Raw genomic sequence first — 24,611 nt, 5'->3', positions numbered from 1 at the left:
ACCTGCGGAGCAGCTATGCCTTCACATAGCTGCTCCGTGTGTTGTTTTTAGTTTCAAGTTAATTTAAATAATCAAGAATGAGACAATGAAAATTTTAAATATGAGATCACAGTTAAGCATCACTCTGTATAAAACGTCTCCCTGCTTGTAACAAAGTTTCGTTCTTTGATGAGTGATGCTTGTGCTGCTGTGACGTTTGCCTCGTATCGAAGCAATCGGTCAAGTCTATTCGTAAACTTGAATTTCATTGTAGAATGTATCACGTTCTACTGGAATACGTCCTGCACCTTTAATAAGCCATATGAGCTCTTTACGAGTAAGGCCTTCAGGTGTGAGAGCACCTGCGGCATGACTAATCCGTTCGCGAACAATCGTGCCATGTGCATCTGAAGCACCGAATCCAAGGGCAACTTGAGCCAGCTGTGGACCGATGTTAATGAAGTATGCTTTGATATGATCGATGTTATCCAGCATCAGTCGGCTGATCGCTATTGTTTTGAGATCCTCATAAGCCGAGTTGCGACGCATAATGCTTGCGTTTTTACTTTTTGGCTGCATGGAAAGCGGAATAAAGACCATGAATCCGTTGGTCTCGTCTTGCAGTTCACGAATCTGCACCATATGATTGACGCGGTCCTCATAGGATTCGATCGATCCATACAACATCGTCGTATGTGTACGCATGCCGAGTTCATGAGCTGTGCGGTGCACCTCAAGATAACGATCCACGTTGGCTTTGTCTACACGCATTTTTTTGCGATATTCATCCGAGAGAATCTCAGCGCCGCCACCAGTCAATGTTTTCAGACCTGCTTTCTGCAGCTCCTGCAGAACTTCTCTGATACTAAGTCCGCTAATCCGGGTGAAGAAATCAATCTCTGCCGCAGTGTAAGCTTTCAGCGTAACATCCGGATATTTCTCGTTTAAAGCACGCAGGGAATCGACATAATATTGAAAAGGAACATGGTTGTTGTGTCCACCTACGATATGGAACTCACGCACGCCTGGATGAATATGCTGCTCCACATAGTCGATCATTTCCGGACCGGATAACGTATAAGAGCCTTCTTCGCCCTGGTCTTTGCGGAAATTACAAAATGCGCAGCGAGCTTCGCATACGTTGGTGAAATAAAGGCTCATGTTCTCGATGAAATAAACTTTCTTGCCGTTCTTCCGCAGATTGGCCTCATTGGCCAGCTGGCCCAAAGTCAGCAGATCATCTGTTTGATACAGATACACGCCGTCTTCTACGCTCAGCCTTACGCCGTTCTGCACTTTCTCAACGATTTCAGCCATTCTTTTGTCGGTGAACGGTGTTACCAATGTAGACATGCTGTTTCCTCCTGTTCTTTACCGGAATTCGAGTTGTGGTGTGTTGAACCATTAAACAGAAATACATAGCAAAGATGCGGTCAACTGCCGCCTTCCTGTGAAAGACTAACTCTTATTACCCGGTGCAGCGTGTGCTGCAATCGAAAAGTTTATTTTTTCAAAAGGAGTCAAAGTGACTCTATATGCATTGGGGACTGAGAACCAGTCTCGAAATGTGAAAAAAATTACAACTCCATATATGACCAACATCCGAATAAGTCATGACGAAATATTGACATTTTCAGTGAGACCACCTATCCATTATAAACCTCGTGCCGCAGGGGTTCAATACACTGGGAAGAAAAAGGAGTTCAGGGCGAACGCGGAAACGGGTAAACATAACTTGAGCCCCTTGACGGGGTGGAGTATAATTTAAGTGTAGATTCAATGAAAAGGAGAGTGACCTGGCATGATTAGTATCAGCGAAACGGCTGCAGACCGATTGAAAGAGATGCTTGCACAGCAAGAGACACCTGGAATGTTCCTGCGTCTAGGCGTAGCACCGGGCGGTTGTACCGGATTTTCGTACGCCATGGGCTTTGACGATAAAGAGTCCGATGAGGATATATATATGGACATTCAAGACATGAAAGTGGTTGTAGAGAAAGAAAATGTGAAATATTTGAATGGACTCGAGATTGATTTTGAAGAATCCGGCATGTCCGGCGGCTTCACCATCCATAACCCGAATGCGGTTGCGACATGCGGCTGCGGTTCATCCTTCCGTACACGTGAAGAAGCGGGTGTACCGGATAAAGATTGTTAATCTGTTGTTTAGTGTGATTTCAGCGTGTTTGATGATCATCTAAAAGTAAAAAGGGTATAACGATTTAGGTGCATTTCCGGCGAAGAGGCTTCGCCAGGAAGTGTGCCTTTTTTATTTTTCTAGTATTGACATTTTGTTCCATGGGCAGGTATATTATTTTGTGCAAACGTTTGCAATATATAAGATGCATGCAGCACTTTAGATCAGAAATGCAGCGGAAAAACATAGTTATATAAGGTGTTTAATTCTCTCTATTAATGCAAACGTTTGTTCAAGAGGAACTCTTTGTTTAGACGGCACGAGATTGTAGTTTGTTTCACGCAGGATTCCAGAGGAGAGGAGGCACGAGAGCAGGCTTATTTTCAAATTCAAACAAAGGGTTCTAATAACTTTCAAATGAATTACAATTCACGGTCCCCACAGGGGCAACAGATGAGGGAGGAAAAACATGAAGCTTGTGCGCAGACTTGGCGCATTCCTGTTGGCATTATCCATCGTCATTTCCACACAACCCGCAGCAGCTTATGCCGAAATCTCCGCTTCCCATGTGTACCATAACCATATGCCGAATTTCTGGGCTTACTACGACACATCCAAGTATGCTTCCACACCTGTAGGATCACCGATTCGATACACCTATGACGGGCAGGTTATTGATCTGAAAAAGAACCCTCCGGCAGCCTATCCCTATTTTCTGCCTGGTGGTGCACCGATGCCGCATGATGATCTAGTCGACTATTATACCCATCATGCCAAAACCGGAGCCTATCTCAGCTGGCCCTGGCAGACAGCAGGCGATTTGAAAAACAACCATCCCGCCGCAGGCATGCAGGTAACGATGTCAGGCTCCCTACTGAACAATGTGGACAGTTTTATGTATACCAATAATGTAAACGGTTACAACAATAAAGCTTGGGGAGCACCCTGGAAGAACGCGTACAATAACTTGAAAACGACCAATGGAGAGCGGACGATGGACCTTGTTCATTTTTCCGGGCATCACTCCATGGGACCACTCGCCGGCAACGAATATTTGCTCAAGGACTTGATATACCAAAATGCCGTCATGGCTCAACCCTTTTTCCTGGGGGACAGCTTTAAGTCTTCCAAAGGCTTCTTCCCGACCGAGCTTGGCTTCTCGGAACGCATTATTCCGGTTCTGGATCAGCTTGGCATTGAGTGGTCTGTGATTGGCAACAATCACTTTTCGCGTACGCTCAAGGACTATCCGCTGTTAAACGATCCAGGCAAGGATACGATGGTATCTCCACCAAACCGTGCCGATCTGCAAAACACCAGCGATGTTGGATCATGGGTGTCTGCACCGATGTTTAACGAAAAACAGGTGGTGTACAACAAGTACCCCTTTGCATCCACACCACACTGGGTACGGCATGTGAATCCCGAAACCGGAGCAGAGAAGAAGATTATTGGCATTCCTGCAGCTCAAGCGGAATCGTGGGAAGAAGGGTATCAAGGATCGGTAAAGGCAGATGCACTCAAACCATTTGAAGGGCTGGTGGATCAGAAGCAGTTTTTTGTCATTGCCCATGACGGAGATAACTCTTCAGGACGTGCAGGCTCTGAGGACACCTGGCGCAATGCAGGGAATGTGACCTATGCACAGCCCGGGGTAAAAGGAGAAAGTATCAACGCATATCTGCGTACCAATACGCCCAAAGCCGAGGATGTAGTCCATGTGCAGGATGGCTCCTGGATTGACACGCGTGACTCTTCCTCTGATCCGACATGGTATCACTGGCGTCTTCCTTTTGGCATCTGGAAAGGACAGTTTGATGCGTTCAACAAGGCCACGGGCCTTAATCTGGAGCCGAAGAAGAATCTGGACGGGGTTCAGGAAGGCATGACGGTATCCTTTGAATACGGTTATCACTATCTGGAGCGTAATTTTGCGTTGGAGCAGGCAGCGCTGAATTATGCAAAGACAGCCGAGCAGATGTGGCTGGATGCCAACCCGAACCATTGGAAGCCAAGCACTGCGCTGGATCGGGAGATCACCTATGAAGGCAATCAGCTGAATCCGTGGATGATGGCATACCCCTTCAAGGGAGACCCGGCGAACAATTACAAGGGCGGGGCGAATCCGGCAGAGCTGAGCTGGTACTTCCTGCTGCCTGCGCTGGATTCGGGTTTCGGATATTATGATGAAAATGTGGATGACGGCGTGAAGCCGACACTGTCGTTTAATCAATCCCTGTTTTTCTCCAAACCGTATGTAGAAGGACAGCTATCCAAGGATCGCACAGGCCCGTCGGTTTGGTGGCCGCAGCGTTATCCTTACAATCCAGGCAGTGCTAATGTCAGCAAGGCAGAAGGCTGGACGCTTCATTATTTTGACAATACGTTTGGTATCTACACCTATGCTTATGACGTGAGTGGGATTAGCGATATCAAGGTGAAGGTGCGGACTCATCGGGATAAACAGGCGGATGCAAAGGATAACACGTTCCGTGTATATGATCCGGCAGCGCTCAAAGCCAAGGGTGTAACCAACATTGATCCGGCCAAAGTGAGCCCTTGGCAGGAATATTCGATGATCAAACGTGATTTGAAGCCTGACATCAATGGGGTGGCTTGGCAGCCAAGCAGCACAGATATGTTTAAACGTGTACCTGCTCAAGAAATTGGAGATATGTATTATACCTATTTCAACGATTTCCGGGATCAGCTGGTCGACTATTATATCGAGGCGGTAGACGGTAACGGCAATGTGACTCGCAGTGAAATTCAGACGGTATATGTAGGTACGGGAAAATACAAGAAAGATGCCTCCGGTAAAGTGGTAGAGGACGCAAACGGAACAATCCAGGGAACACACACGTTCCTCGTGGTGGATCAGACGCCGCCTTCGGCCCCAGCCGGTGTCAAAGCCGCACGCGTAACGGATCGAAGTGTTACTCTCCAGTGGACAGCTTCCACCGATAACGTGGGTGTGGAGGGATATGACATTTATCGGGACGGCACCAAAGTGGGCAGTTCGCAGACGACGGAGTACACAGATCGCGGACTTGAACCGGCAAAAACATACACGTACAAGATCCAAGCAAGAGACAAGGCAAATAACGTCTCTGCTGCCAGTAAAACTTTGGAAGTGCAGACACTCGTCGCAGATATCGAACCGCCGACAGCACCAACCAATGTGGTATCCCCAAGTTCAACCTCATCCGCTGTAACCTTGGAGTGGTCAGCGAGTCAGGATAACTACGGCGTTGCGAGATATGATATCTACCGTGACGGAAGCAAGGTTGGAGAGTCAACCCAGTTGACGTATACCGATACATCTCTTGCTCCCGCAGCAAGTTATGTATACTTCATCAAAGCAGTGGACGCTGCAGGCAATGTTTCGGCATCCAGTGAGCCGATTACGGTGAAGACCAAGGAAGGCAATGTCGTCACCATTTATTACAAACAGGGTTATACCAATCCGTACATCCATTATCGTCCGACGGGCGGGACGTGGACGACGGCTCCGGGTGTGAAAATGCCAGCAGCCGAAGTGGCAGGTTACACTAAAATGACAGTGAATGTAGGCACAGCTGCGGGGCTGGAGGCAGTTTTTAACAATGGCAGCGGGACATGGGATAACAACGGAGGGAAAAACTATCAGTTTCCGCTGGGGGTAAGCACCTTTAATGGAGGCGTCATCACCCAAGGTGCACCACAAGCAGATACGACTCCGCCAAGCGTACCGGCAAATCTGACGGTAACCTCGAAGGCTTCTGATCGTGTGGCGCTGGCTTGGAATCCTTCAACGGATAATACAAGTGTGACGGGATACGAAGTATTTCGGGATGGCGTCAAAATTGGCATAAGTCCCACACCTGCATATACGGATACCGGATTGAAGGCTGCAGCGTCCTATATGTATCATGTTATTGCGTATGATGCAGCGCAGAACAAATCGGCGGCAAGCACGGAACTACGTGTGACGACGGATGAAGCACCAAAAAGCAGCAGTGTCACTGTCTATTATAAGCAGGGTTATACACAACCCAACATTCATTACCGCCCGGTGGGCGGCATATGGACGATACCTCCAGGTGTGCCAATTCCACCGTCCGAACTGCCCGGTTATCATAAAATTACAGTGGATGTAGGCACAGCTGCCGGACTGGAGGCCGTTTTCAACAACGGAAGCGGTATCTGGGATAACAATGGGGGAAGAAACTATATATTCCCTCTGGGAGTAAGCACTTATCATGGGGGTGTCATCACCCCGGGAGCCCCTGAGGGAGCAGCTTCAAGTACGGGGGACAGCCTCTCGGCCTTTTTACCCGTGGAATTCACTTATTTCTCACCTTGGAAGATGGGACGCAAGAGCGCCTGAATGGGAGGAGCAGGATCAAGAAGGCTGGAAATTCTAATTTATACGAATGCCTCAAACTGCAGTTCAGAAGATTGGATTGGAAAAAATAGAGTGCTCTGTTCAGGTGATGAACAGGGCCTTTCTACTCTTTTTACCAGAGTTTGATCCAAAGCATGACCCATGTTTTTCATTTTGATCTTAAACATAATCCTGCAGTGCAGCTTTTCTACATAAAAGAAGAACATGTTGACAAGTTTAGTTGTAACTATTATAGTTACAATATAGAGTTTAGGAGAACGTTCCTAGCCCAAAAAGAAACAAACTTTTACATCGGAGGAGAGATTTTAATGAAGATCGGAATTATTGGTGCAGCAGGTAAAGCAGGTAGTGTCATTTTAAAAGAAGCAGCAGACCGCGGACACGAGGTAACCGCTATTGTGCGCAATGCATCCAAATTGGAAGACAAGAGCCTGAAGGTGCTGGAGAAAGATGTGTTTGACCTTACTGCAGAGGATGTTCGAGGTTTTGACGTTGTTGTTAATGCATTTGGCGCACCAGCGGGCAAAGAAAACCTGCATGTGGAAGTGGGACAAGCTCTCATCAACATTCTGAAAGATGCTCCAAACACGCGTCTGATCGTTGTGGGCGGCGCAGGAAGCTTGTTCACGGATGAGTCCAAAACACTACGTGTTGTTGATTCTCCAGGTTTCCCTGATGCGTACAAAGCAACAGCCTCCAACCAGAGCAAAAACCTGCAGGACCTGCAAGCGTCCTCCGGCATTCAATGGACGTTTCTCAGCCCGGCTGGATTCTTCAATCCGGAAGGCGTGCGTACGGGTAAGTATCAGTCAGGCAGTGATGTGATTATGGTGAACAGTGAAGGCAACAGCTATATCAGCTATGCTGATTATGCGATTGCACTTGTGGACGAGATCGAGAATTCACAGCACATAAATGAACGCTTTACTGTAGTTGGCGAAGCGAAGTAAGATATTAGTACTAAGTGCTGCACAAACGAACAAACAAACGGACACTGAGCTTAGATAAACAGTGTCCGTTTTTGTTGATTTGAAATTGTAACGGACGGCCCATAGACATGGATTAACAGCTCCTGGCAATCCATGTTGAATGATCGAAGAGACCAGTACAAAGAGACAAATGTAAATACAGCATATAACATTTTACTTCAAGGCAGTGGATATTTATTGGCGCTTTGGCATCTTGCTCTCATCCATGTAGAGTAGATTCCAGCGGTGACCGTCCAGATCGGCAAAACCTGCACCGTACATCCAGCCTTCCGTTTCGCTTGGCTTGCCAAACACGCTTCCTCCTGCACGCTCCACGTTCTGAATAAAGGAGTCGACTTCTTCTCTACTTTTGGCACCAATGGAAATAATAACTTCTGCACTATGAGAAGTATCCGCAGCTGTGGTGCCTGTAAATCTCTCAAAGGTTTCAATTGGAAACAGCATAATCGTGGTTTGGCCTATGGAGATCATGGCTCTCTCGCTGCCAACGTTCATCGCTTGGAATCCTATTGCGTCGAAAAAAGCAGCTGCCCTTTCAACATCTTTGACTGGCAAGTTAAACCAGATATCCTGTGACATCGCTGCAGCCTCCTGGAATCGTTTTTGATCTTACTATACTCTATTTTGGAAAGAAGCATGTACTTCTTATAAGGAAGCAGCGACTAAACCGGGCATGAATATTGTTAGGATCTTTGTATTTCCATAAGTATTTCTTTACTTATGCAAGGGGCGGAGCGTATAATCCGGTGAGATATTAGAGAACAAATGAGACATAACAGAGATGAAAAAGAGAGGGTACGTTTCATGAATAACGGATTAATTAATGCCATTATTGCGTATGTCATGTGGGGGATTCTCCCGCTTTATTGGAAGCTGTTTAATGATGTGCCGGCTGGTGAAATTTTGTCGCACAGGGTCGTATGGTCGTTTGTATTTATGGGGATACTGGTCGCCATTCAGCGCCGCTGGAGTGATGTGAAACGGATCTGGACCAGTCGTACGTTGCTGCTGTCCCTAACTGCCAGCGGACTGCTGATTGCGATCAATTGGCTTATTTTCATCTGGGCAGTGAACAACGGTCATGTCGTGGAAACCAGTCTTGGTTATTACTTGAATCCTTTGCTGAATGTGCTGCTTGCGGTTGTTTTTCTTCATGAAAAACCAAACCGGGGTCAATGGCTGGCTATTGCTATTGCAGCGGTTGCGGTGCTGATTATAGCGATCGACTACGGACGTTTCCCGTGGATTTCGATTTCGCTGGCGGCTTCCTTTGGTTTATATGGACTTGCGAAGAAAAAGATCAAGCAGGATGCTTCCGTAGGTTTGCTGTCAGAGACAGCGGTTGTTCTGCCTATTGCATTAGGTTACTGGGTATACCTCGGCCTTGCTGGCCAAACAACGGCCTGGACGCTGCCTGCACCTATGTTTTTTGAACTGCTGCTTTCCGGTGTGGTGACAGCCCTGCCGCTGCTGTTTTTTGCTCGTGCAGCTGCCCGCATGTCGCTGTCTACGCTCGGATTTGTACAGTACATCGGCCCAACCATTATGCTGATCCTGAGCATATTTGTGTTTAAGGAGTCCGTTTCACTTGTGCTGCTGGTTGGTTTTGCTTTAATATGGACAGCTCTGGTTGTCTATGCTGCTTCATCTATGCGAGCCGCCAAGCTGGCTAAGTCCGTGTAATAACAGAAATGGTTGTAATACTAAAAAGAAGTAATAACAAAAACGAATGGTAATAACGGTCTTCTCATCCTTGATGATGGGAGGGCTTTTTTTACCATCGTCTAAGATGAGAAGAGAATTAGGAAAATTCTTTTATTTACAAATTAAGGAACGCATGTTCTAATTGTAGAGATTGAGTTTTTTCGAACGGCGGTGGATGTTTGGAGTGAGGGAGCAGCAAAGTATTGTATTCGTTGTGAGTGTTTCGATCTTACATAAAAACAGGATGCTTATCATCAAAGAGAACAAGGCATCCGTGCGGAATAGGTGGAATTTTCCCTCAGGCAGAGTGGAGTACGGGGAAGATATACTGGATGCGGCACGTCGGGAAACCAGAGAAGAGACGGGATATGAAGTCAGATTAACAGCTGCCACAGGAGTTTACAATTTCAGAAGCAGTACCGGACAGCAGGTGGTTCTGTTCCATTTTATTGGCGAGATCATTGGCGGATCTCTGCAGCCGGATGCCTCAGAAATTGCTGATGCGAAGTGGGTTACGCCCGAAGAACTGCTCAGCCCGAATGTACTGGAGCTGCGTGATCGGGAAGTAATGCTGCAGATTGTGGATAATGTCATATTCAAAAAAGAGTATCCATTAGCGCTTTACCAGCGCCAAATATAGAAACGGAGTCATGCGACATGAAGTCCTCTTATTTAACACATCCCTTTTATTATTTGTGGACAACTCAAACGGCAGCAAACGCCGCAGATGTACTTTATATTATGGCCTTAACGGTGATGGTGCTGGATCGTACCAACTCGCTTATATCTGCGGCACTTTTGCCTTTGATGCGGAGCGGAGCTCAAATGTTAAGCAGTCTGGCCGCACCTCTGTTGATTCAGCGTTTTAAGCTGTCCAGCCTGCTTTTATTGTCACAAACCGGACAGTTTCTGCTGTTTGTCGTTCTGGCTGTGTATTTGCATGTTAATGGAGATGCCTCCTCATTGGTCCTCGTATTTTCGCTTGTATTTGTGATGTCGTTTCTGGATGGCTGGACTACTCCTGCTCGCAATGCGCTGATCCCGCGGCTGGTGACACATGAGCAGGGGTTACTCAAAGCCAATGGACTCATGAGCGTCAGTGATCAAGTTGTACAATTTGCTGGATGGGGACTAAGCGGTATCATCGTGGCATGGATCGGGTCCAGTTCAACCCTGCTGGTTACTGCTGTTATTTATGGTTTGGCAGCGGCGTTTACACTCGGCGTCAAAGAGCCAACCCATGCGGAGATGACCGGGAAGGATCTGTCAGCTGGAGCTGCAGCGGAAGTGGGTACAGGCAGATGGCATACGTTAACGGAAGGCTGGAAAATGATATGGAAAACACCCCGTCTGCGGGTGCTTACGTTTATGGATATGATCGACATGCTTGGCGGTTCAATCTGGGTGGGCGCGTTCACACTGGCTTTTGTTCAAGCTGCACTTGGTCAAAGTGAAGAATGGTGGGGCTTCATTAATGCGGCCTATTTTGCCGGAACGATCGGTGGAGGTTTGCTGGTGCTTGCACTCGCCAGAATCATTGGACGCCGCTATTTCGGAGTGATGATGTTAGGGATGGCGGGGTATGGTGTACTGACTGCCGTCTATGCACTGAACTCACAGCCGTATGCTGCCCTAATTCTCGTCATGCTGATGGGGCCATTCGCCGAGCTTGCCATGATTAACCGACGTACGTTGATTCAGAGCAGTGTGGCTAGCTCGATACTTCCCAAGGTTTTATCTGCGCAAGCCTCGATGATGCATTTTGTATTCTGCATTTCTTTGCTTGGGATGGCCTGGCTTGCTGAATATATCGGGATTATAAACCTCTATCTGTTTGCAGCCGGATTGACGATATTAGCGATTGCTGCTGGTTTGCTTCATTATCGGGCTTTTCAGGATAATACAGTTCAACGTCAAACGACGCACTAGAGAGGAGAAGGACAATGGTTAGCGATGATCGGATGCATTCCAAACGTGGTCGTTTCGTGCTGCAGGGAAATCGGGTTCGGTTGATATCTTCATTTCTTTTTTCCATCATTATCGGTGTGGTCTATGCTTGCTTGATCGTAAACGAAACAACCATGGGGTATATCCATAACATATTACCGAGTACAGATGGTCCGGATCTCTATCAATATCTTCCAATCATTGTTCCGGCAGCTGTCTTTTCGTATTTGGTACAAAGAAGACATATGATTTTTATTGAAAATATTTCATTCAGCTGTATTCAAGCGATCACTGCTTTCCTCAGTCTGGCTGCATCTCTTATGGTTGTTATGATATTCTTTTAAATCCTGAGCTTTCTCCATGAAGCTCCCACCAGTGACCCAAGTACTCAATACATAAGGGAGTGCGGCAGTGCAGTTTAACGGCAAAAGGCGCCATCCCTAAGGAAGAGCGCCTTTTATTTTGTATTCACTGTCCGGTGAAATACCGAAGCACGTTTTAGAAGCCCTTGCTTAAGGAGCCGCGCGTAGTGGAGGGGGCGGGAGTGATTCTGAAGAAGCGAAGCGCTCGCGTTTGCCCTCGGATTTCCCCCAATTGAAGGGGAAATCAAAAGAAATCCGAGGACAACCAGCGATCGCAAGAACACCCCGCCCCCGGAACGTCCCCCCGCAGCGTCCTCCCTCAATGTTTTATCTGCCTCCGTGAAATACCGAAGCACGTTTTAGAAGCCCTTGCTTAAGGAGCAGCGCGTAGTGGAGGGGGCGGGAGTGATTCTGAAGAAGCGAAGCGCTCGCGTTTGCCCTCGGATTTCCCCCAATTAAAGGGGAAAATCAAAGCAAATCCGAGGACAACCAGCGATCGCAAGCACGACCCGCCTCCGAAACGTCCCCCCGCAGCGTCCTCCCTCAATGTTTTATCTGCCTCCGTGAAATACCGAAGCACGTTTTAGAAGCCCTTCCTTAGGGAGCCGCGCGTAGTGGAGGGGGCGGGAGTGATTCTGAAGAAGCGAAGCGCTCGCGTTTGCCCTCGGATTTCCCCCAATTAAAGGGGAAAATCAAAGCAAATCCGAGGACAACCAGCGATCGCAAGAACACCCCGCTCCCGGAACGTCCACTCGCAGATCCAACCCCCGTAAAGGCTTCTAACCCCCGTGCTTAGTCAATGAACCCTTCCATGGTAGCCGTTGGCATCATATTGGACTGCCAAGCTCCTTTGCCATAGCCGCTGTTATAACCTGGTGTGGCCTGCGGCTCCCAGTAGAACACGCCTTTACCTTTGCCATTTGGCAGATTGCGAATTTGATTTTTCATCGCAGCAACAAAGCTTTTACCTGCCGCTGGCTGATTATTGTCCATACCAATTTCGGAAATCATGATTTCTTTGCCATAACGGTTGATCATATCTTTTGCATTGTTGACAGTGTTGGTCACCGCTGTATTCCAACCCGAAGCGGAAGGATAGAGGGACATGGCGATCATGTCAAAGTTAGCTCCATTGTTGATTAAGCCGCCGATATTCCAGACGTACAGGGCGTTATCATCGCCGCCAGCCAGATGTACAATCGTTTTGGTACCGCTGCTTATGGATTTTACTGCGTTATGTCCTGTATTTACGAGCCATGCATAATTTTTCATGTTAACTGAAGCTTTGCCATCATCCCACAACATGCCGTTGCTGGTTTCGTTGCCGATCTGTACCCAGTCTGGAGTGACACCTTTGCTCTGCATGGTCGTCATAACGTCACGGGTATAACTCCAGACAACATCCATCAACTGCTGGAAACTATAGTTTTTCCATGCTGCCGGTTTCGTTTGCTTGCCCGGATCTGCCCAGGAATCACTGTAGTGAAGTGTCAGCATGACACTCATGCCCGCATTTTTGGCACGCTGTGCGAGTGCGGCAGCGCGGTCTTTATTCATATAACCGTTACCGTAATCATTCGATGGATTAACGAAAACCCGGATGCGGACAGAGTTGATCTGGTAATCCTTTTTCAGAATATCAATGATGTCGCGCTGTACCCCGTTTTTATCTTTCCACTTGTACCCCTGAGCTTCCATGCCGGGAACCCAGCTGATGTCAGCTCCTTTGGCAAAACTCGGCGCAGCACTGGCGTGCTGGCCCGCTGGCAGCAGAACAGAAGTAAACAGCAAAACAAAAGCCAGCAGAATACTTGTTTTGAAACCCCTTACATTTTTGAACATTACAACATGCCTCCTCGGTTATAAGTTGGGATAGATTCATCCTCATTATAGCCTCCGGAAATCACACGGCTAAAGGGTCGGTTTCCAATATTTTGGTTGTTTTCTTAACCTCTATGCCGAAATCCTGCTTCGTTCATTTCCTGCATAACATTCGAATGAGCTTAAAAGACAAAACAAAAAGCCGTCCGAAGACGGCTTTTCTACCCGTGGCGCTTTTTAAAACATTGATCCGTATCCCGCGCCTCCACACACCCAATTTATTTGGAAGTAGTGGATCGGGTAAGGGACACGTTCAACATGACATTAGAAATGTTGACGCACCTCCTTTCCTTGTGGCAAGAGTATACAACACTCTGTTTAAGAAAGCTAGTCCTTTTTTCATGATTACGCAAATTTATTTTTCAGTTTGAAACATCGTCGTTTCCCGTGCATAATGGCTCTTCGTTCCGTTCTCATTGCAGATCCGCACGCTGTCATCACTAATCTTCTCAACAATGCCGCGGCCGACTTCACAATATACACCTGCGGGATCTTCCTGCCAAGCGGTAACCACACATTGGGACAGGGCAGCGGTGAAAAACTCGATATTTTTTTGCAGTGTTCTAGGTTTATTCGATTTCATAAGATACTCCTTTAACATAACGTAAATTTAGGACAATAACGACAGCCGGTCAAATCACACTGTATCTCACTTTACCTTGTCTATTGGCCTTTGTAAAGGGATGGAAAAACTTGCGGTCATGAGTTATCATTTACATAAATTTAACACTGCGTTAACATTCCGATGACGCTTGGAGCCGATTACGAATAGTACAATTATAGTAGAAGATCAAATAAGAATTGATATGCATTACATTCGGAGGCCATACATGCACAAGGATATTAAAACAGGCAACTATGTTAACCGTGATTTAAGTTGGGTTGAATTTAATCGGCGCGTGCTTCAGGAGGCACAGGACCCTACAACGCCTATGCTGGAGCGAATGAGGTTCCTTGGTATTGTTGCCAGCAATCTGGATGAGTTTGTCAGTGTCAGGCTCGCAGAGACCAAGGAGAAGATCAAGGCTGGATTCACGCAAAAAGATTTCACGGGTTATACGCCCTCGGGGCTGTACCGCAGATTGATTAAACGAACCGGGGCCATGGTCACGGAGCAGTATAAAACATATCGTGAGCTCATTCGCCTTCTCGCCAAGAAAGGCGTACACATCCAGGAGTATGTGGACCTTAATGTAACACAGCAGCGGGCAATGGACCAATATTATCATGACATTATTTTCCCGGTGCTTACTCCCATGGCAATTGACCAAAGCCGGCCGTTTCCGCTGGTTCATAACAAGTCGGTATATCTATCTGTTATGCTGCAAAAAGAAGATGAGCAGGATGGCGAGCCGTTCATGGCCATCGTGCAGGTGCCCTCCAATCTTCCTCGTATTGTGAAGGTTCCACTGCGGGCCAACAGCAAAAAGAAAACGTTCATTTTGATTGAAGACCTGATTAAACATCATATCCATACCTTGTTCAGCGGATATGTGTCACTGGCTGTGCAGGAGTTCAGAGTAACCCGCAACGCCGATCTCTCTATTAATGAAGAGGAAGCGGAAGACCTGCTTGAGGCGATAGAAAAAGAACTGCGGCGCAGACGCCGCGGAGCGCCCGTCAGGCTCGAAGTGTGCAAAGATTTCCGGAGTGACGCCCTGCAGGAGCTTCAGGATGAATTTGAAATTCAGGACCCGGTCTTTGAGATTGACGGACCGCTTGACCTAAGCTTCCTGGCTGGATTTGTGGACAGCCTCGAAGGTTTTTCCCATTTGAAGTATAGTCCAGTACAGCCAGTGTACCCGCCTGAGTTCCTGCCAAGAGAGAGCCATTTTGAGCTGCTGCGCAGACGAGATGTACTGGTTCATCATCCATATGAATCCTTTGAACCCGTGACGGACTTTATTCTGGAAGCTTCAGAAGATCCGCAAGTTCTGGCCATCAAGATGACGCTGTATCGGGTGAATGGTGACTCACGTCTCATTCCTGCGCTTGCTTTGGCCGCAGAGAGTGGTAAGCAGGTTACCGTCGTTGTAGAGTTAAAAGCCAGATTTGACGAAGAACGCAACATTGCATGGGCCCGCAAGCTGGAAAAAGCAGGATGTCATGTTGTCTATGGTCTGGTCGGTCTGAAAACACATGCGAAGATTATTCTGGTTGTACGTCGGGAGCAGCAGGGGCTGCGGCGTTACGTTCACGTGGGCACGGGCAACTACAATGAGAGCACTGCCAAAGTGTATACGGATGTGGGCCTGTTCACCTCTAACCCGATCATCGGTGAGGACGCGTCTGAACTGTTTAACGAGATTACCGGTTATTCGGGTCCGAAGGCACTGCAGGCATTCCGGGTTGCGCCGGATGGCATGAAGGATGAACTGTTTGCGCTGATTCAGCGTGAAACGGAGCATGCGCTTCAAGGCAGACGTTCCCGAATTATTGCCAAAATCAACTCCTTATCTCATCAGGATATGATTGATCAGCTATATGCTGCTTCTCAAGCAGGGGTGCAGATTGATCTGATTGTCCGCGGGGTATGCTGCCTGCGCCCTGGCGTAGAAGGACTCAGCGAGAATATTCGGGTCATCAGCATCGTAGACCGTTTCCTTGAGCATTCACGGTTATTCTATTTTGAAAACGGGGGCAATCCGGACGTCTTCATTTCCAGTGCTGACTGGATGTCTCGGAACTTGAACCGCCGTATTGAACTGATGTGCCCTGTATTTGATCCTTCCCTGAAGAAGATGCTGGTGGATATTCTGAATCTGTCTTTGAACGACAATGTGAAGGCCAGACAGCTTATGCCTAACGGTAATTATATATTTGTAAAAAATGAAAAGCCCCCGCTGAGAAGTCAGACGGAGGCTATGGGAATTATCCCTTGGAAACCTGCTGAATGGAGTGTTTTAACGTAACTCCCCAGGCTTCCTGTAAATCTTTGACGGCATCTTCCAAGCCGTTTAGTTCTAGTAAAGGCTCGTCTGTACAGGTTAATGTGACCTGCAGCGAGTCTTTTTCTTTGTGTGCGTGAATGGCGGCGATGCTCTCCGCGCGGTTGATCGCTTCAGCTGCACGAAGCAGCGACCCGATACGGTGGGCATGCTGTACGTCCGAATCTTTTAGAATATCCTCATGTTTATGCAGCAGTTGAGGTGTTCTTTTCTTTGGATGATAATCGGCTGCTATGGCACTAAGGATCGTCTCCCTATGGGATAGACCGTAGATGCTTGCGTTCATAATCCAGTATGCCGAATGCTGTGTATATCGAAAATAGTTAATCTGTTTGCCGGCCATGTGCAGCATGGAGGAGGCGTAGAGGATCCGCTCATCAGATGGATCGGGTGCAGCCTCCTGTAAAGCAGTATACAGCGCAACCGCATCCTGGTGAATCCGGTTCAGACGTTTCTGTGGGATAGGTGGTCCGTAATGAAGGAAGTTGCGAATGCTGTCCTTCAGTGCGTCCGGTGCAGCAGGCTGGCCGGAAGCCAAATAATCCCTTAGCAACCCATCACGAAGTCCTGCTCCGCTCACAACATAACGGTCTCCCTGGATGATGCGGAAGACGGTGCGCAGAATCAGTACGCCGGGCACGATAATGTCAGCCCGATCCTTGGCAAGTCCAGGCACCTTTTTGCGTTGAGTCGAAGTCAGGTAGGGGAGGGAGCGAGCGATGTGTTCCATCGCTTCCTCTCCAATTTCATAATGGTGTGTCACTGGCAGCGAGTACTGCGTCCGTTTTTGTTCCACCTTTGCAAGTGTACGCATCGTACCACCCAGTCCGATCAGCGGCAGACCGGGATGCTCTCGCATCCAGTCCTGTCCCTGCAGCGATTCGATGACTTCACTGCAAAGTGCTTGTTCACTGGCTTCAGTCCATTGATCTTCGCACCCATAGCGGGCATGTGAATTCACAGCGCCGATGGGCAAAGATACACTGTGCAGCCTTTCTCGATTGCGGAATAACGTAATTTCCGTACTGCCGCCCCCGATATCCACCACAAAACCATCCGCCAAATCAATGGATTGAATCACACCCAAAAATCCGTAATAAGCTTCCCGGTCCCCAGAGACACATTCGATCGTAAGTCCGGTCTCGCTCTCCAGCCAAGCAATAATCTGCTCCGCATTGACCGCATTACGTATAGCTGCCGTTGCTGCAGCCCGAATCACTTCGGTTTGATAGGCCTCACAGGCAGCTTTGAACTGCCGCAGGACAGTGATGGCTGTCGTTAAAGACGGCCGCTGAATGGTGCCATCCGCTTCTACAACCCCGCTAAGCCGGGCAGCATATTTGTCTTCATGAATAATGCGGTAGGCACCCTCTTCATCAACCTCATAGATTACCAGGCGAATGGAGTTCGAGCCAATATCAATAATTCCAAGTGTTTTATTCCGTGTCATAAATATCTCCCTTCTACAGAGGTGTTAAGTTATCCGTAATGGTACAGGACAGCCAGAGCTTCCGGTGAGCCTGGAGGCGTGGCAGAGAAGGGGGTTGTCAGCATAACAACGATGATAAAGACGATGAAACAGGCGAATATAATACAGCTCAGCGCAAAGCCGCGATTACGTTTTTTGATAAACAGACGAATACCGATGACGAAAAGAAGTACCGTGACCGCGACCAGTACAACCGACATTGCAAAATAGGCTACGCCATAAAGTGATTTGAAAAATGCTTCCATGTCTTCTGAACGCTCCTTAGATCCTCATTTTTAGCCAATACAAGTCATTCTTTAGTAGCATACGACAGATTGAATCGTTTGAAAAGCAAACCGGCTGCTGTCCCGGACTTCTCTTCACTAAACGGGACAGGTTCCACGGAAAAGGGGCCTCCGCCTTGGACAATCATCCAAGAGAATCGTTCATGGGTTGAGTATGTATAAGGAAGGACTATTTATTTGTGAAAGGAGATCAACCTATGTCGAGACAGTTAGCAAGTAAATGGCGGAAGACGGCCGCATTAATGAGATATCCGGCAGCCGCTGCGCATATTCCACAGACCAAGGCATTTAATGCTGTTAATCTGAAGCACATGCTGCAGCGTTACGGAATGGTATATATTAAACCAATTGTGGGCGGCGGAGGATATGGCGTAATCAGAGTATCTGCAAGCGGTGGGGCTTATAGGTATACACATATGAAGGTCAGCCGTTCATTCGCAAGTTTTGGGCAGATGTATCGTTCTCTAGTAAGAGTAAAGGCCAGACGAAGATATATGATTCAACAAGGGATTCATCTGGCGACCATTCATGGAAGACCTGTGGATTACAGAGTCAAAGTAGTTAAGACAGAGCAGGGCTGGGTATTTCGTTCTTTAGTTGGAAGACTTGCCCGCCCGGGTCTGTGTGTAACGAATCTGAGCAAGGGAGGAACGATGCTGTCCGGCAAAAAAGCACTTGCCTTATCGCTGCCTCACATCGCGAATCGGTATAAACGTCAGGAGATGCGTTCGCTGACGCTGACCTGTACACATATCATGGAAAGCCAGTTCCCGGGCGTGGGGCAGCTGGGATTTGATTATGGACTCGATCACTCCGGCAGAATATGGATTTTGGAAGTGAATACCAGACCTCAATGAAAATGGATGGAAAGACTAAAGAAACTGCAGGAAAAACCGATAGTATATACAAGAGAAATTGCATGGAAAGCGTTTGAAAATTTTCACTTTTGGGTAATACAATCCGAGAAACGCTGGAAAATATGAAAATAGTTCTAAAATTTTGTTTATTCATAGTTCGATAGGGTGCTTATATGTCCTGTGTATAAATAATGTCCACATTATCCACTGTTATATATTCTATGTTTTTTCCAATTATCAACAAACTATACACAGGATTTCCACACAATGTTGTGGATAACAAGAACGCTTGTTCTCTTTGCGGATCTCTGATATGATGGTTTTGAGGAAAAAAAAGGAAAGGTTGTGGCGGGAAATGGCTATGTTATCCGATGAGATGTTGTTGGATTCCTACCATAAAGCGATCGAACTGGATCTCGAACGAGATTTCATCGCGCTGCTTTTGGCAGAAATCCATAAGCGCAAACTGGGTACCGACGTATCTGCCATTCTTCACTAGAGATCCTCATTGCAGGCAATGTTACAGGTTTCCGGACGGTTCCCATAATGAAATAGGCAGCAGCATGCTTGTCTGACAATGGTGACAATACATCAAGTGATTGCAAACGTTCTCGGTTTCGTCTGCCATGTCAGAGGAAGCCTGAAGCTCGTAGGGGCTGTATGGTCCGGTGTAGTCGTCCAATTTGCCGCATTCTGACAGTCCCTGAAGGCAGTGGGGACAAGCCTGCTCCGGTACAACCAGACCGTTACACAGCGGGCATATATAAGACAAGGGTATCCCTCCTGATTATGTGAATGCTCAGGAGTAAGATACCCTTTTTTGTGCCCAATTATGTGATTATCTATATATCAGCGTTTCATGTTACTGCTGTGTCCAGGAGACAACTTGGCATCTGGATCGAAGTATACTTTCGCATTGTTCACTGCGGTTGGAGCTTCACCGAACCCAACGGCAATCAGTTTCAGCTTGCCTGGATACGTTGTTATATCGCCGGCAGCAAAGATGCCAGGGATGGAGGTTTCCATGCGGGAGTCCACGACAATGGAATTGCTGTCGATTTCGATTCCCCATTCGGCGATTGGACCAAGGGAGGATACGAAACCGAAGTTAACAATGACATCATCCACTTCAATTTCTTGAGTTTCTTTGGTCTTAACATGAGCGAGAGTGACCTTGGTGATGGTATCATCCCCGTGAAGTTCCGTAATTTCAGTCGGTGTTACGACATTAACTTTGGAATTCATGAGGTTTTCCACACTGTGCTCATGTGCACGGAACTTGTCCCGGCGATGAATCAGAGTCACCTGCTCGGCAATGGGTTCCAGCATAAGTGCCCAGTCTACAGCGGAATCTCCACCGCCGCTAATCAAAACTTTTTTACCGGCAAAAGCGTTTAAATCACTGATGAAGTAATGCAGGTTGGTCTTCTCAAACTTCGCTGCACCTTCGAGTTCAAGGCGGCGAGGTTCAAAGGCACCAACACCAGCCGTAATAATTACGGCTTTGGCATGATATTCATTCTCATCTGTCTTTACGATGAAATGCTGTTCATCTTGTTTCTCCACCGATACTACTTTTTCTTCCAGGCGGATGTTCGGGTTGAAGTGGCTCATCTGTTCGATCAGGTTATTGACCAGCTCCTGAGCTGTAACTTTAGGAAAACCGGCTACATCGTAGATGTATTTTTCCGGGTAGAGGGCAGCCAGCTGTCCGCCAAGCTGAGGCATACTTTCAACGAGTGTTACGGATGCCTGACGCATACCTCCGTAAAATGCAGCGAAGAGGCCCGCAGGACCGCCGCCGATAATAAGTAAATCGGTCATTTCATGACCGGTAGTCTGTGAAGTCAACAATCAACAACACCTTTCTTATTTTAATAGGTAGAGACGAGTAACTTATTTTGCAAATTACATCACATCATCTGCTGTGGTTCCAAACTGTCCTTCCTATTATAAACGGTGTAATCTGGGTTGCAAAGTTAGCTGGATCACTAATTCGTTAATAATTGATGAAGTTCTGGTGAGAATAGGATGAAATTGGAAATGAAAGGTTATGAAAAATAACAAAAAAAACCTTGATCTTTGCGACAAATCCAGATATCCTTGACCTGTACTATGTGCTTTTTTTGTCAATATTAGAGTGATGACGTCAGGTCGATACAACCTTCGCGTTTTGTGGAAACTTGTGGTTAATTTCACAACTAAAATCGATGATTTGCGTATAGAAATTCAAAACCATTCATGAAGTTTACATTTCTCGTCATAATGGATAAGACCTCAGCAATACTTGTAAGTAAGAGCATTTTGCATTCCACCTGCTGAAGGAAGAATGCGAGCGAAACCGGAAGGAGTACAGATATGAGCAGCATTCCCAAAATCGTCATTCTCGGAGCGGGATATGGCGGCATTCTGACAGCCCAGCGGCTGCAGAAGGAACTGAACTATAACGAAGCCGACGTCACACTGGTGAACCGGCATGATTATCATTATATTACAACCCATCTACATATGCCGGCAGCAGGCACGGATAAAATAGAACACGCCAGAGTTTCTATATCCAAGCTGATCGACGAGTTCAAGATTGATCTGGTGAAATCGTCTGTGAAAGAGATTCGTCTTCAGGACCGTAAAGTCATTCTGGAGGATGGAACACTGTCCTACGATTACTTGATTATTGGTCTGGGCGGGGAGCCTGAGACCTTTGGTATACCCGGTATGCTTGAACATGCGATGACCATTCGCAGCATCAACTCCGTAAGGCTGATTCGTGAACACATTGAATATCAATTCGCGATGTACAAAAACGATAATAAACGAAACCGTATTCGATTCGTTGTTGGCGGTGCAGGCTTCAGCGGCGTTGAATTTGTCGCTGAACTTGCAGATCGTATCCCGCAGCTGTGCAGAGAATTCGACGTTGATCCGAAGCATGTACATATTTATAATGTTGAAGCGGCACCTTCTGCGCTGCCGGGATTTGATCCGGAACTTGTGGATCATGCGATGAACGTGCTGAAGAAAAAGGGCGTGACATTCAAAATTGGTGTTCCGATCAAACAGTGTCTTCCCGATGGCGTTATTGTCGGGGAAGGCGAGAAGATCGAAGCTGCCACCGTGGTATGGACGGGAGGCATCCGGGGCAATTCGCTGCTGGAACAGGCCGGTCTTGAAGTAATGCGCGGACGTGTGAAGGTGGATGAATATTTGCGTGCGCCGGGGCATGAGCATGTGTATGTAATCGGTGACAATTCTCTTGTATTTAACAAGGAAGGAAGACCTTACCCGCCGACAGCACAAATTGCGATGCAGCAGGGTGTGAATTGCGCCAAAAATATTGTCGCCGCCATCCGCAGCAAACAACCGCAGCCTTTTGAGTTTACCAGCAAAGGTACGGTAGCCTCATTGGGGAAAGGGGAAGCCATTGCCGTCGTTGGCGATAAAAAGTACAAGGGCTGGAAGGCAGCACAGCTGAAAAAGCTGGTGGATCTGCGTTACTTGTTCATTATCGGTGGCATTCCGCTGGTCCTGAGGAAAGGACGGTTCTTTGGATGAGACATTGCAGTGTGCAGGTTCGCGGTCTGTTAACCCGTGAGGAATTGGATCGCTACAACGGTTTGATGCAGGTCGGCGGTTATTTGGAGGAACAGAATCAGTATGACCTCGCCTACATCGTTCAAAAAGAAGTGGACATTCTCATTCTACCAGCGATTGAGCGGTTGAAGGAAAAGAGCCGCGACCGTGATCGCGCAACAGCCGAATTTCTCGAATCACTGAAAGCGGTTGATGAAGAGGAGCAGGATTAAGATCTCATATAAGTTAAACAAGATTGAGTTTACACAGAGCACTCCGATGACAGAATAACCTTTCAATCGCTGTTATCCCCAGATTTTTTGGATTCCTTTTTGTCAAAGGGGAAAATTCGGTGATAAGCGTATGCTTCCGATGCAGCTTTCTTACAGAAAGCTTTTAAGCGACCGCTTCGCTTTTCCGGGTTTTTCTGCCTTCTCCGTTTTTTGTGTAAACAATTAGTTCACCTTATATACACCCAAATCATGCTTGAAGTACGTAATAGATATAGAAAAAGCACCGCGGAATAATCCTTTAAAGGATATCCACGGTGCTTTTGTTATGCTGTACTGAAATAAAAAAATCATCCAGCCTGCTTGATATAGGAGGCAGGCTGGGCGATCCATGCCATGTATAAAAATAAATTACAGTTTCAGCATCTCTTCCAGCGTGCTTTCATTTAGCAAGCTTCCGACATAGAAGGAGCCAAATTCGCCATAGCGTGCACTTACTTCATCAAAACGCATTTCATATACAAGCTTTTTGAATTGAAGTGCATCGTCTGCGAACAGGGTAACGCCCCATTCCCAATCATCAAAACCGACAGAGCCGGTAATGATCTGTTTTACTTTTCCTGCATAACTGCGGCCGATCATCCCGTGACTGCGCATCATTGTACGGCGCTCGTCCATAGACAGCATATACCAGTTATCGTTCAGCTCACGCTTTTTGTTCATCGGGTAGAAACAGATATATTGACGCTGCGGGAGCACTGGTTTCAGGCGGGCAACAATGTCCGGATTTTGCATCGGATCTTCGCCCTCTTTGCCAAGGTAGTTGCTCAGTTCAACGACGCTGACATAAGAATATGCTTTGGTTGTGTATTGGGCAAAAGTCGTTTTATTGAAGGCGTTCTCTACAGCTTTCAGATCTTCAAGCGTTTCACGCAGGTGCATCATGACAAAGTCTGCTTTCTGGCCCACCACCGTATAAACAACCGTGCTGCCTTGAGAAGCTTCCTCTACGTTTTTCCATTCATTCCAAAATTCTTGAAGCTCGTCCAGGGCAACAGCGCGTTCTTCATCATCGGCTGCTTTCCAGGCGGTCCAGTTCATTGAGCGGAAATCATGCAGGGCATACCAGCCCTCCAGGGTTGATGCGGCTTCGTTCATGGATTTTGTTCCTCCTGCAGGTTATATTTACAAATCCCGGTAAAGGGACGGTTTAATGCTTTATCGTATATTGTATCCCATCAAGAAGCCGAAGGGCAAATGATCTTCTGGTGAACATCGGCAGATTTGTCCAGAAAGTTCGTTGCTTCGCCACATTTTTTGCGGTAAACTTACTACTATCAAGAGGGAAAACCGAAAGTGTGAAAGAAGAGGTGAGTGTCAGCCGATGCAGTTCATACCTGTGCTCGTACTAATGGTATTATTTTTTGTTATGATGTTTGGTATCGGTTTCATTTTGAATATGCTTATGAAGACCACCTGGTTTCCTTCCTATTTGTTCATCATCGTAATTCTGCCTGTGGTCGTATACTCCTTATGGGATCAATCTTCTACGCTCATGTCACATCTGGGATCATTCCAACTGGTCGATTACATGACGGGTGCAGCGGGTCTCGCGGGAGCAGTCATCAGCGGCTGGGCGATTCAGAAGCTGCGTCTGGGCGGATATCGGATGTTCTAATGGCTGGAAAGTGAAGGCATATGCCGCACTGAAATTTAAAAAAGTCTTATCTTTGACGCAAACGCTTACGCGTGCAAAGGGAGGGCTTTTTTTGCTGTGATGAACATTTCAGGGGAATGTTTGTACGCCTTTTCTCATATGCATAAATTGATTGAATGGACTATATTTT

At 47.1% G+C, this 24,611-nt stretch carries 22 protein-coding genes; 13 read left to right on the top strand and 9 right to left on the bottom strand.

Translation table 11 applies throughout. The annotated features are described in order from the left end of the window. Nucleotides 1–225: 225 nt before the first annotated feature. Nucleotides 226–1,332, bottom strand: a complete 1,107-nt coding sequence (gene mqnE / locus MKY97_RS23730) for an aminofutalosine synthase MqnE (RefSeq protein ID WP_251509123.1) — start codon at nt 1,330–1,332, stop codon at nt 226–228. 448 nt (nt 1,333–1,780) lie between these two features. Between mqnE and MKY97_RS23725 the strand changes: the two genes are divergently transcribed. The 3 genes from MKY97_RS23725 to MKY97_RS23715 all read left to right on the top strand — a co-directional run bounded on the left by MKY97_RS23725 (nt 1,781) and on the right by MKY97_RS23715 (nt 7,453). Next, nucleotides 1,781–2,137: an iron-sulfur cluster assembly accessory protein gene (locus MKY97_RS23725; protein ID WP_342552696.1), complete on the top strand. Its 357-nt coding sequence runs from the start codon at nt 1,781–1,783 to the stop codon at nt 2,135–2,137. 448 nt (nt 2,138–2,585) lie between these two features. Beyond that, on the top strand, nt 2,586–6,485 hold the full coding sequence (locus MKY97_RS23720) for a carbohydrate binding domain-containing protein (RefSeq protein ID WP_342552695.1): 3,900 nt from the start codon (nt 2,586–2,588) through the stop codon (nt 6,483–6,485). 326 nt (nt 6,486–6,811) lie between these two features. Further along, a complete protein-coding gene (locus MKY97_RS23715; protein WP_342552694.1) occupies nt 6,812–7,453 on the top strand; it encodes an NAD(P)-dependent oxidoreductase in 642 nt (213 codons plus the stop codon). 213 nt (nt 7,454–7,666) lie between these two features. Here the strand turns inward: MKY97_RS23715 and MKY97_RS23710 are convergent, their stop codons facing one another. Next, a complete protein-coding gene (locus MKY97_RS23710; RefSeq protein ID WP_342552693.1) occupies nt 7,667–8,071 on the bottom strand; it encodes a VOC family protein in 405 nt (134 codons plus the stop codon). Nucleotides 8,072–8,296: 225 nt separating this feature from the next. Here MKY97_RS23710 and rarD point away from each other — a divergent pair, with 225 nt between their 5' ends. The 4 genes from rarD to MKY97_RS23690 all read left to right on the top strand — a co-directional run bounded on the left by rarD (nt 8,297) and on the right by MKY97_RS23690 (nt 11,487). Further along, the gene (gene rarD / locus MKY97_RS23705) at nt 8,297–9,175 is read left to right on the top strand and encodes an EamA family transporter RarD (RefSeq protein ID WP_342552692.1); all 879 of its coding nucleotides are present in this window, start codon (nt 8,297–8,299) and stop codon (nt 9,173–9,175) included. A gap of 205 nt (nt 9,176–9,380) precedes the next feature. After that, complete coding sequence (locus MKY97_RS23700) at nt 9,381–9,836, top strand: NUDIX domain-containing protein (RefSeq protein WP_342552691.1); 456 nt, start codon at nt 9,381–9,383, stop codon at nt 9,834–9,836. Between the two features lie 17 nt (nt 9,837–9,853). Continuing rightward, nucleotides 9,854–11,125: an MFS transporter gene (locus MKY97_RS23695; protein ID WP_342552690.1), complete on the top strand. Its 1,272-nt coding sequence runs from the start codon at nt 9,854–9,856 to the stop codon at nt 11,123–11,125. A gap of 14 nt (nt 11,126–11,139) precedes the next feature. Continuing rightward, on the top strand, nt 11,140–11,487 hold the full coding sequence (locus MKY97_RS23690) for a hypothetical protein (protein WP_342552689.1): 348 nt from the start codon (nt 11,140–11,142) through the stop codon (nt 11,485–11,487). 810 nt (nt 11,488–12,297) lie between these two features. Here the strand turns inward: MKY97_RS23690 and MKY97_RS23685 are convergent. Together MKY97_RS23685 and MKY97_RS23680 are read right to left on the bottom strand one after the other, a co-directional pair. Next, nucleotides 12,298–13,347 carry a glycosyl hydrolase 53 family protein gene (locus MKY97_RS23685; RefSeq protein ID WP_342552688.1) on the bottom strand — a complete coding sequence of 350 codons (1,050 nt, stop codon included), beginning with the start codon at nt 13,345–13,347 and terminating at the stop codon, nt 12,298–12,300. A 394-nt stretch (nt 13,348–13,741) separates the two neighbouring features. Further along, nucleotides 13,742–13,969: a hypothetical protein gene (locus MKY97_RS23680; RefSeq protein WP_342552687.1), complete on the bottom strand. Its 228-nt coding sequence runs from the start codon at nt 13,967–13,969 to the stop codon at nt 13,742–13,744. A gap of 247 nt (nt 13,970–14,216) precedes the next feature. On the opposite strand from MKY97_RS23680, the gene ppk1 reads away from it, so the two are divergent. Further along, nucleotides 14,217–16,298, top strand: coding sequence for a polyphosphate kinase 1 (gene ppk1 / locus MKY97_RS23675; RefSeq protein ID WP_342552686.1), 2,082 nt, complete (start codon nt 14,217–14,219; stop codon nt 16,296–16,298). Here ppk1 and MKY97_RS23670 read toward each other — a convergent pair. Both MKY97_RS23670 and MKY97_RS23665 read right to left on the bottom strand, forming a co-directional pair. Then, nucleotides 16,258–17,784: a Ppx/GppA phosphatase family protein gene (locus MKY97_RS23670; protein WP_342552685.1), complete on the bottom strand. Its 1,527-nt coding sequence runs from the start codon at nt 17,782–17,784 to the stop codon at nt 16,258–16,260. The two genes, ppk1 and MKY97_RS23670, sit on opposite strands and share 41 nt — an antisense overlap. A 29-nt stretch (nt 17,785–17,813) precedes the next feature. After that, on the bottom strand, nt 17,814–18,068 hold the full coding sequence (locus MKY97_RS23665) for a hypothetical protein (protein WP_342552684.1): 255 nt from the start codon (nt 18,066–18,068) through the stop codon (nt 17,814–17,816). 236 nt (nt 18,069–18,304) lie between these two features. Between MKY97_RS23665 and MKY97_RS23660 the strand changes: the two genes are divergently transcribed. Together MKY97_RS23660 and MKY97_RS23655 are read left to right on the top strand one after the other, a co-directional pair. After that, nucleotides 18,305–18,964: a YheC/YheD family protein gene (locus MKY97_RS23660; RefSeq protein WP_342552683.1), complete on the top strand. Its 660-nt coding sequence runs from the start codon at nt 18,305–18,307 to the stop codon at nt 18,962–18,964. A gap of 355 nt (nt 18,965–19,319) precedes the next feature. After that, a complete protein-coding gene (locus MKY97_RS23655; RefSeq protein ID WP_024632651.1) occupies nt 19,320–19,463 on the top strand; it encodes a sporulation histidine kinase inhibitor Sda in 144 nt (47 codons plus the stop codon). A gap of 21 nt (nt 19,464–19,484) precedes the next feature. On the opposite strand, the gene MKY97_RS23650 is transcribed toward MKY97_RS23655, so the two are convergent. Together MKY97_RS23650 and MKY97_RS23645 are read right to left on the bottom strand one after the other, a co-directional pair. Continuing rightward, the gene (locus MKY97_RS23650) at nt 19,485–19,736 is read right to left on the bottom strand and encodes a hypothetical protein (RefSeq protein ID WP_342552682.1); all 252 of its coding nucleotides are present in this window, start codon (nt 19,734–19,736) and stop codon (nt 19,485–19,487) included. Between the two features lie 77 nt (nt 19,737–19,813). Continuing rightward, nucleotides 19,814–20,815 (bottom strand): NAD(P)/FAD-dependent oxidoreductase, encoded by a 1,002-nt coding sequence (locus MKY97_RS23645; protein WP_342552681.1) that lies wholly within the window; start codon nt 20,813–20,815, stop codon nt 19,814–19,816. 507 nt (nt 20,816–21,322) lie between these two features. On the opposite strand from MKY97_RS23645, the gene MKY97_RS23640 reads away from it, so the two are divergent. Together MKY97_RS23640 and MKY97_RS23635 are read left to right on the top strand one after the other, a co-directional pair. Beyond that, nucleotides 21,323–22,516: an NAD(P)/FAD-dependent oxidoreductase gene (locus tag MKY97_RS23640; RefSeq protein ID WP_342552680.1), complete on the top strand. Its 1,194-nt coding sequence runs from the start codon at nt 21,323–21,325 to the stop codon at nt 22,514–22,516. Further along, the gene (locus MKY97_RS23635) at nt 22,513–22,767 is read left to right on the top strand and encodes a hypothetical protein (protein WP_123064683.1); all 255 of its coding nucleotides are present in this window, start codon (nt 22,513–22,515) and stop codon (nt 22,765–22,767) included. The genes MKY97_RS23640 and MKY97_RS23635 overlap by 4 nt, the downstream gene beginning before the upstream one ends. Nucleotides 22,768–23,175: 408 nt before the next feature. On the opposite strand, the gene hemQ is transcribed toward MKY97_RS23635, so the two are convergent. Beyond that, on the bottom strand, nt 23,176–23,922 hold the full coding sequence (gene hemQ, locus MKY97_RS23630) for a hydrogen peroxide-dependent heme synthase (RefSeq protein ID WP_342552679.1): 747 nt from the start codon (nt 23,920–23,922) through the stop codon (nt 23,176–23,178). 226 nt (nt 23,923–24,148) lie between these two features. On the opposite strand from hemQ, the gene MKY97_RS23625 reads away from it, so the two are divergent. Beyond that, nucleotides 24,149–24,442 carry a YuiB family protein gene (locus tag MKY97_RS23625; protein ID WP_342552678.1) on the top strand — a complete coding sequence of 98 codons (294 nt, stop codon included), beginning with the start codon at nt 24,149–24,151 and terminating at the stop codon, nt 24,440–24,442. The last annotated feature ends 169 nt before the right edge of the window (nt 24,443–24,611 follow it).

It is taken from the genome of Paenibacillus sp. FSL R7-0652 (genome assembly GCF_038595045.1).
Taxonomy (GTDB): Bacteria; Bacillota; Bacilli; order Paenibacillales; family Paenibacillaceae; genus Paenibacillus.
Note: the sequence above shows the minus strand (reverse complement) of the source record. Positions and strands in the feature narration are given on the sequence as shown.

Bases quoted from the DNA above. Each gene is read 5' to 3' on its own strand.
- MKY97_RS23710 (WP_342552693.1), bottom strand. From the start codon at position 8,071: ATGTCACAGGATATCTGGTTTAACTTGCCAGTCAAAGATGTTGAAAGG.
- MKY97_RS23720 (WP_342552695.1), top strand. From the start codon at position 2,586: ATGAAGCTTGTGCGCAGACTTGGCGCATTCCTGTTGGCATTATCCATC.
- MKY97_RS23655 (WP_024632651.1), top strand. From the start codon at position 19,320: ATGGCTATGTTATCCGATGAGATGTTGTTGGATTCCTACCATAAAGCG.
- MKY97_RS23715 (WP_342552694.1), top strand. From the start codon at position 6,812: ATGAAGATCGGAATTATTGGTGCAGCAGGTAAAGCAGGTAGTGTCATT.
- MKY97_RS23695 (WP_342552690.1), top strand. From the start codon at position 9,854: ATGAAGTCCTCTTATTTAACACATCCCTTTTATTATTTGTGGACAACT.
- MKY97_RS23665 (WP_342552684.1), bottom strand. From the start codon at position 18,068: ATGGAAGCATTTTTCAAATCACTTTATGGCGTAGCCTATTTTGCAATG.
- mqnE (WP_251509123.1), bottom strand. From the start codon at position 1,332: ATGTCTACATTGGTAACACCGTTCACCGACAAAAGAATGGCTGAAATC.
- MKY97_RS23680 (WP_342552687.1), bottom strand. From the start codon at position 13,969: ATGAAATCGAATAAACCTAGAACACTGCAAAAAAATATCGAGTTTTTC.
- MKY97_RS23690 (WP_342552689.1), top strand. From the start codon at position 11,140: ATGGTTAGCGATGATCGGATGCATTCCAAACGTGGTCGTTTCGTGCTG.
- MKY97_RS23625 (WP_342552678.1), top strand. From the start codon at position 24,149: ATGCAGTTCATACCTGTGCTCGTACTAATGGTATTATTTTTTGTTATG.
- MKY97_RS23660 (WP_342552683.1), top strand. From the start codon at position 18,305: ATGTCGAGACAGTTAGCAAGTAAATGGCGGAAGACGGCCGCATTAATG.
- MKY97_RS23670 (WP_342552685.1), bottom strand. From the start codon at position 17,784: ATGACACGGAATAAAACACTTGGAATTATTGATATTGGCTCGAACTCC.
- MKY97_RS23725 (WP_342552696.1), top strand. From the start codon at position 1,781: ATGATTAGTATCAGCGAAACGGCTGCAGACCGATTGAAAGAGATGCTT.
- ppk1 (WP_342552686.1), top strand. From the start codon at position 14,217: ATGCACAAGGATATTAAAACAGGCAACTATGTTAACCGTGATTTAAGT.
- rarD (WP_342552692.1), top strand. From the start codon at position 8,297: ATGAATAACGGATTAATTAATGCCATTATTGCGTATGTCATGTGGGGG.
- MKY97_RS23635 (WP_123064683.1), top strand. From the start codon at position 22,513: ATGAGACATTGCAGTGTGCAGGTTCGCGGTCTGTTAACCCGTGAGGAA.
- MKY97_RS23685 (WP_342552688.1), bottom strand. From the start codon at position 13,347: ATGTTCAAAAATGTAAGGGGTTTCAAAACAAGTATTCTGCTGGCTTTT.
- MKY97_RS23640 (WP_342552680.1), top strand. From the start codon at position 21,323: ATGAGCAGCATTCCCAAAATCGTCATTCTCGGAGCGGGATATGGCGGC.
- hemQ (WP_342552679.1), bottom strand. From the start codon at position 23,922: ATGAACGAAGCCGCATCAACCCTGGAGGGCTGGTATGCCCTGCATGAT.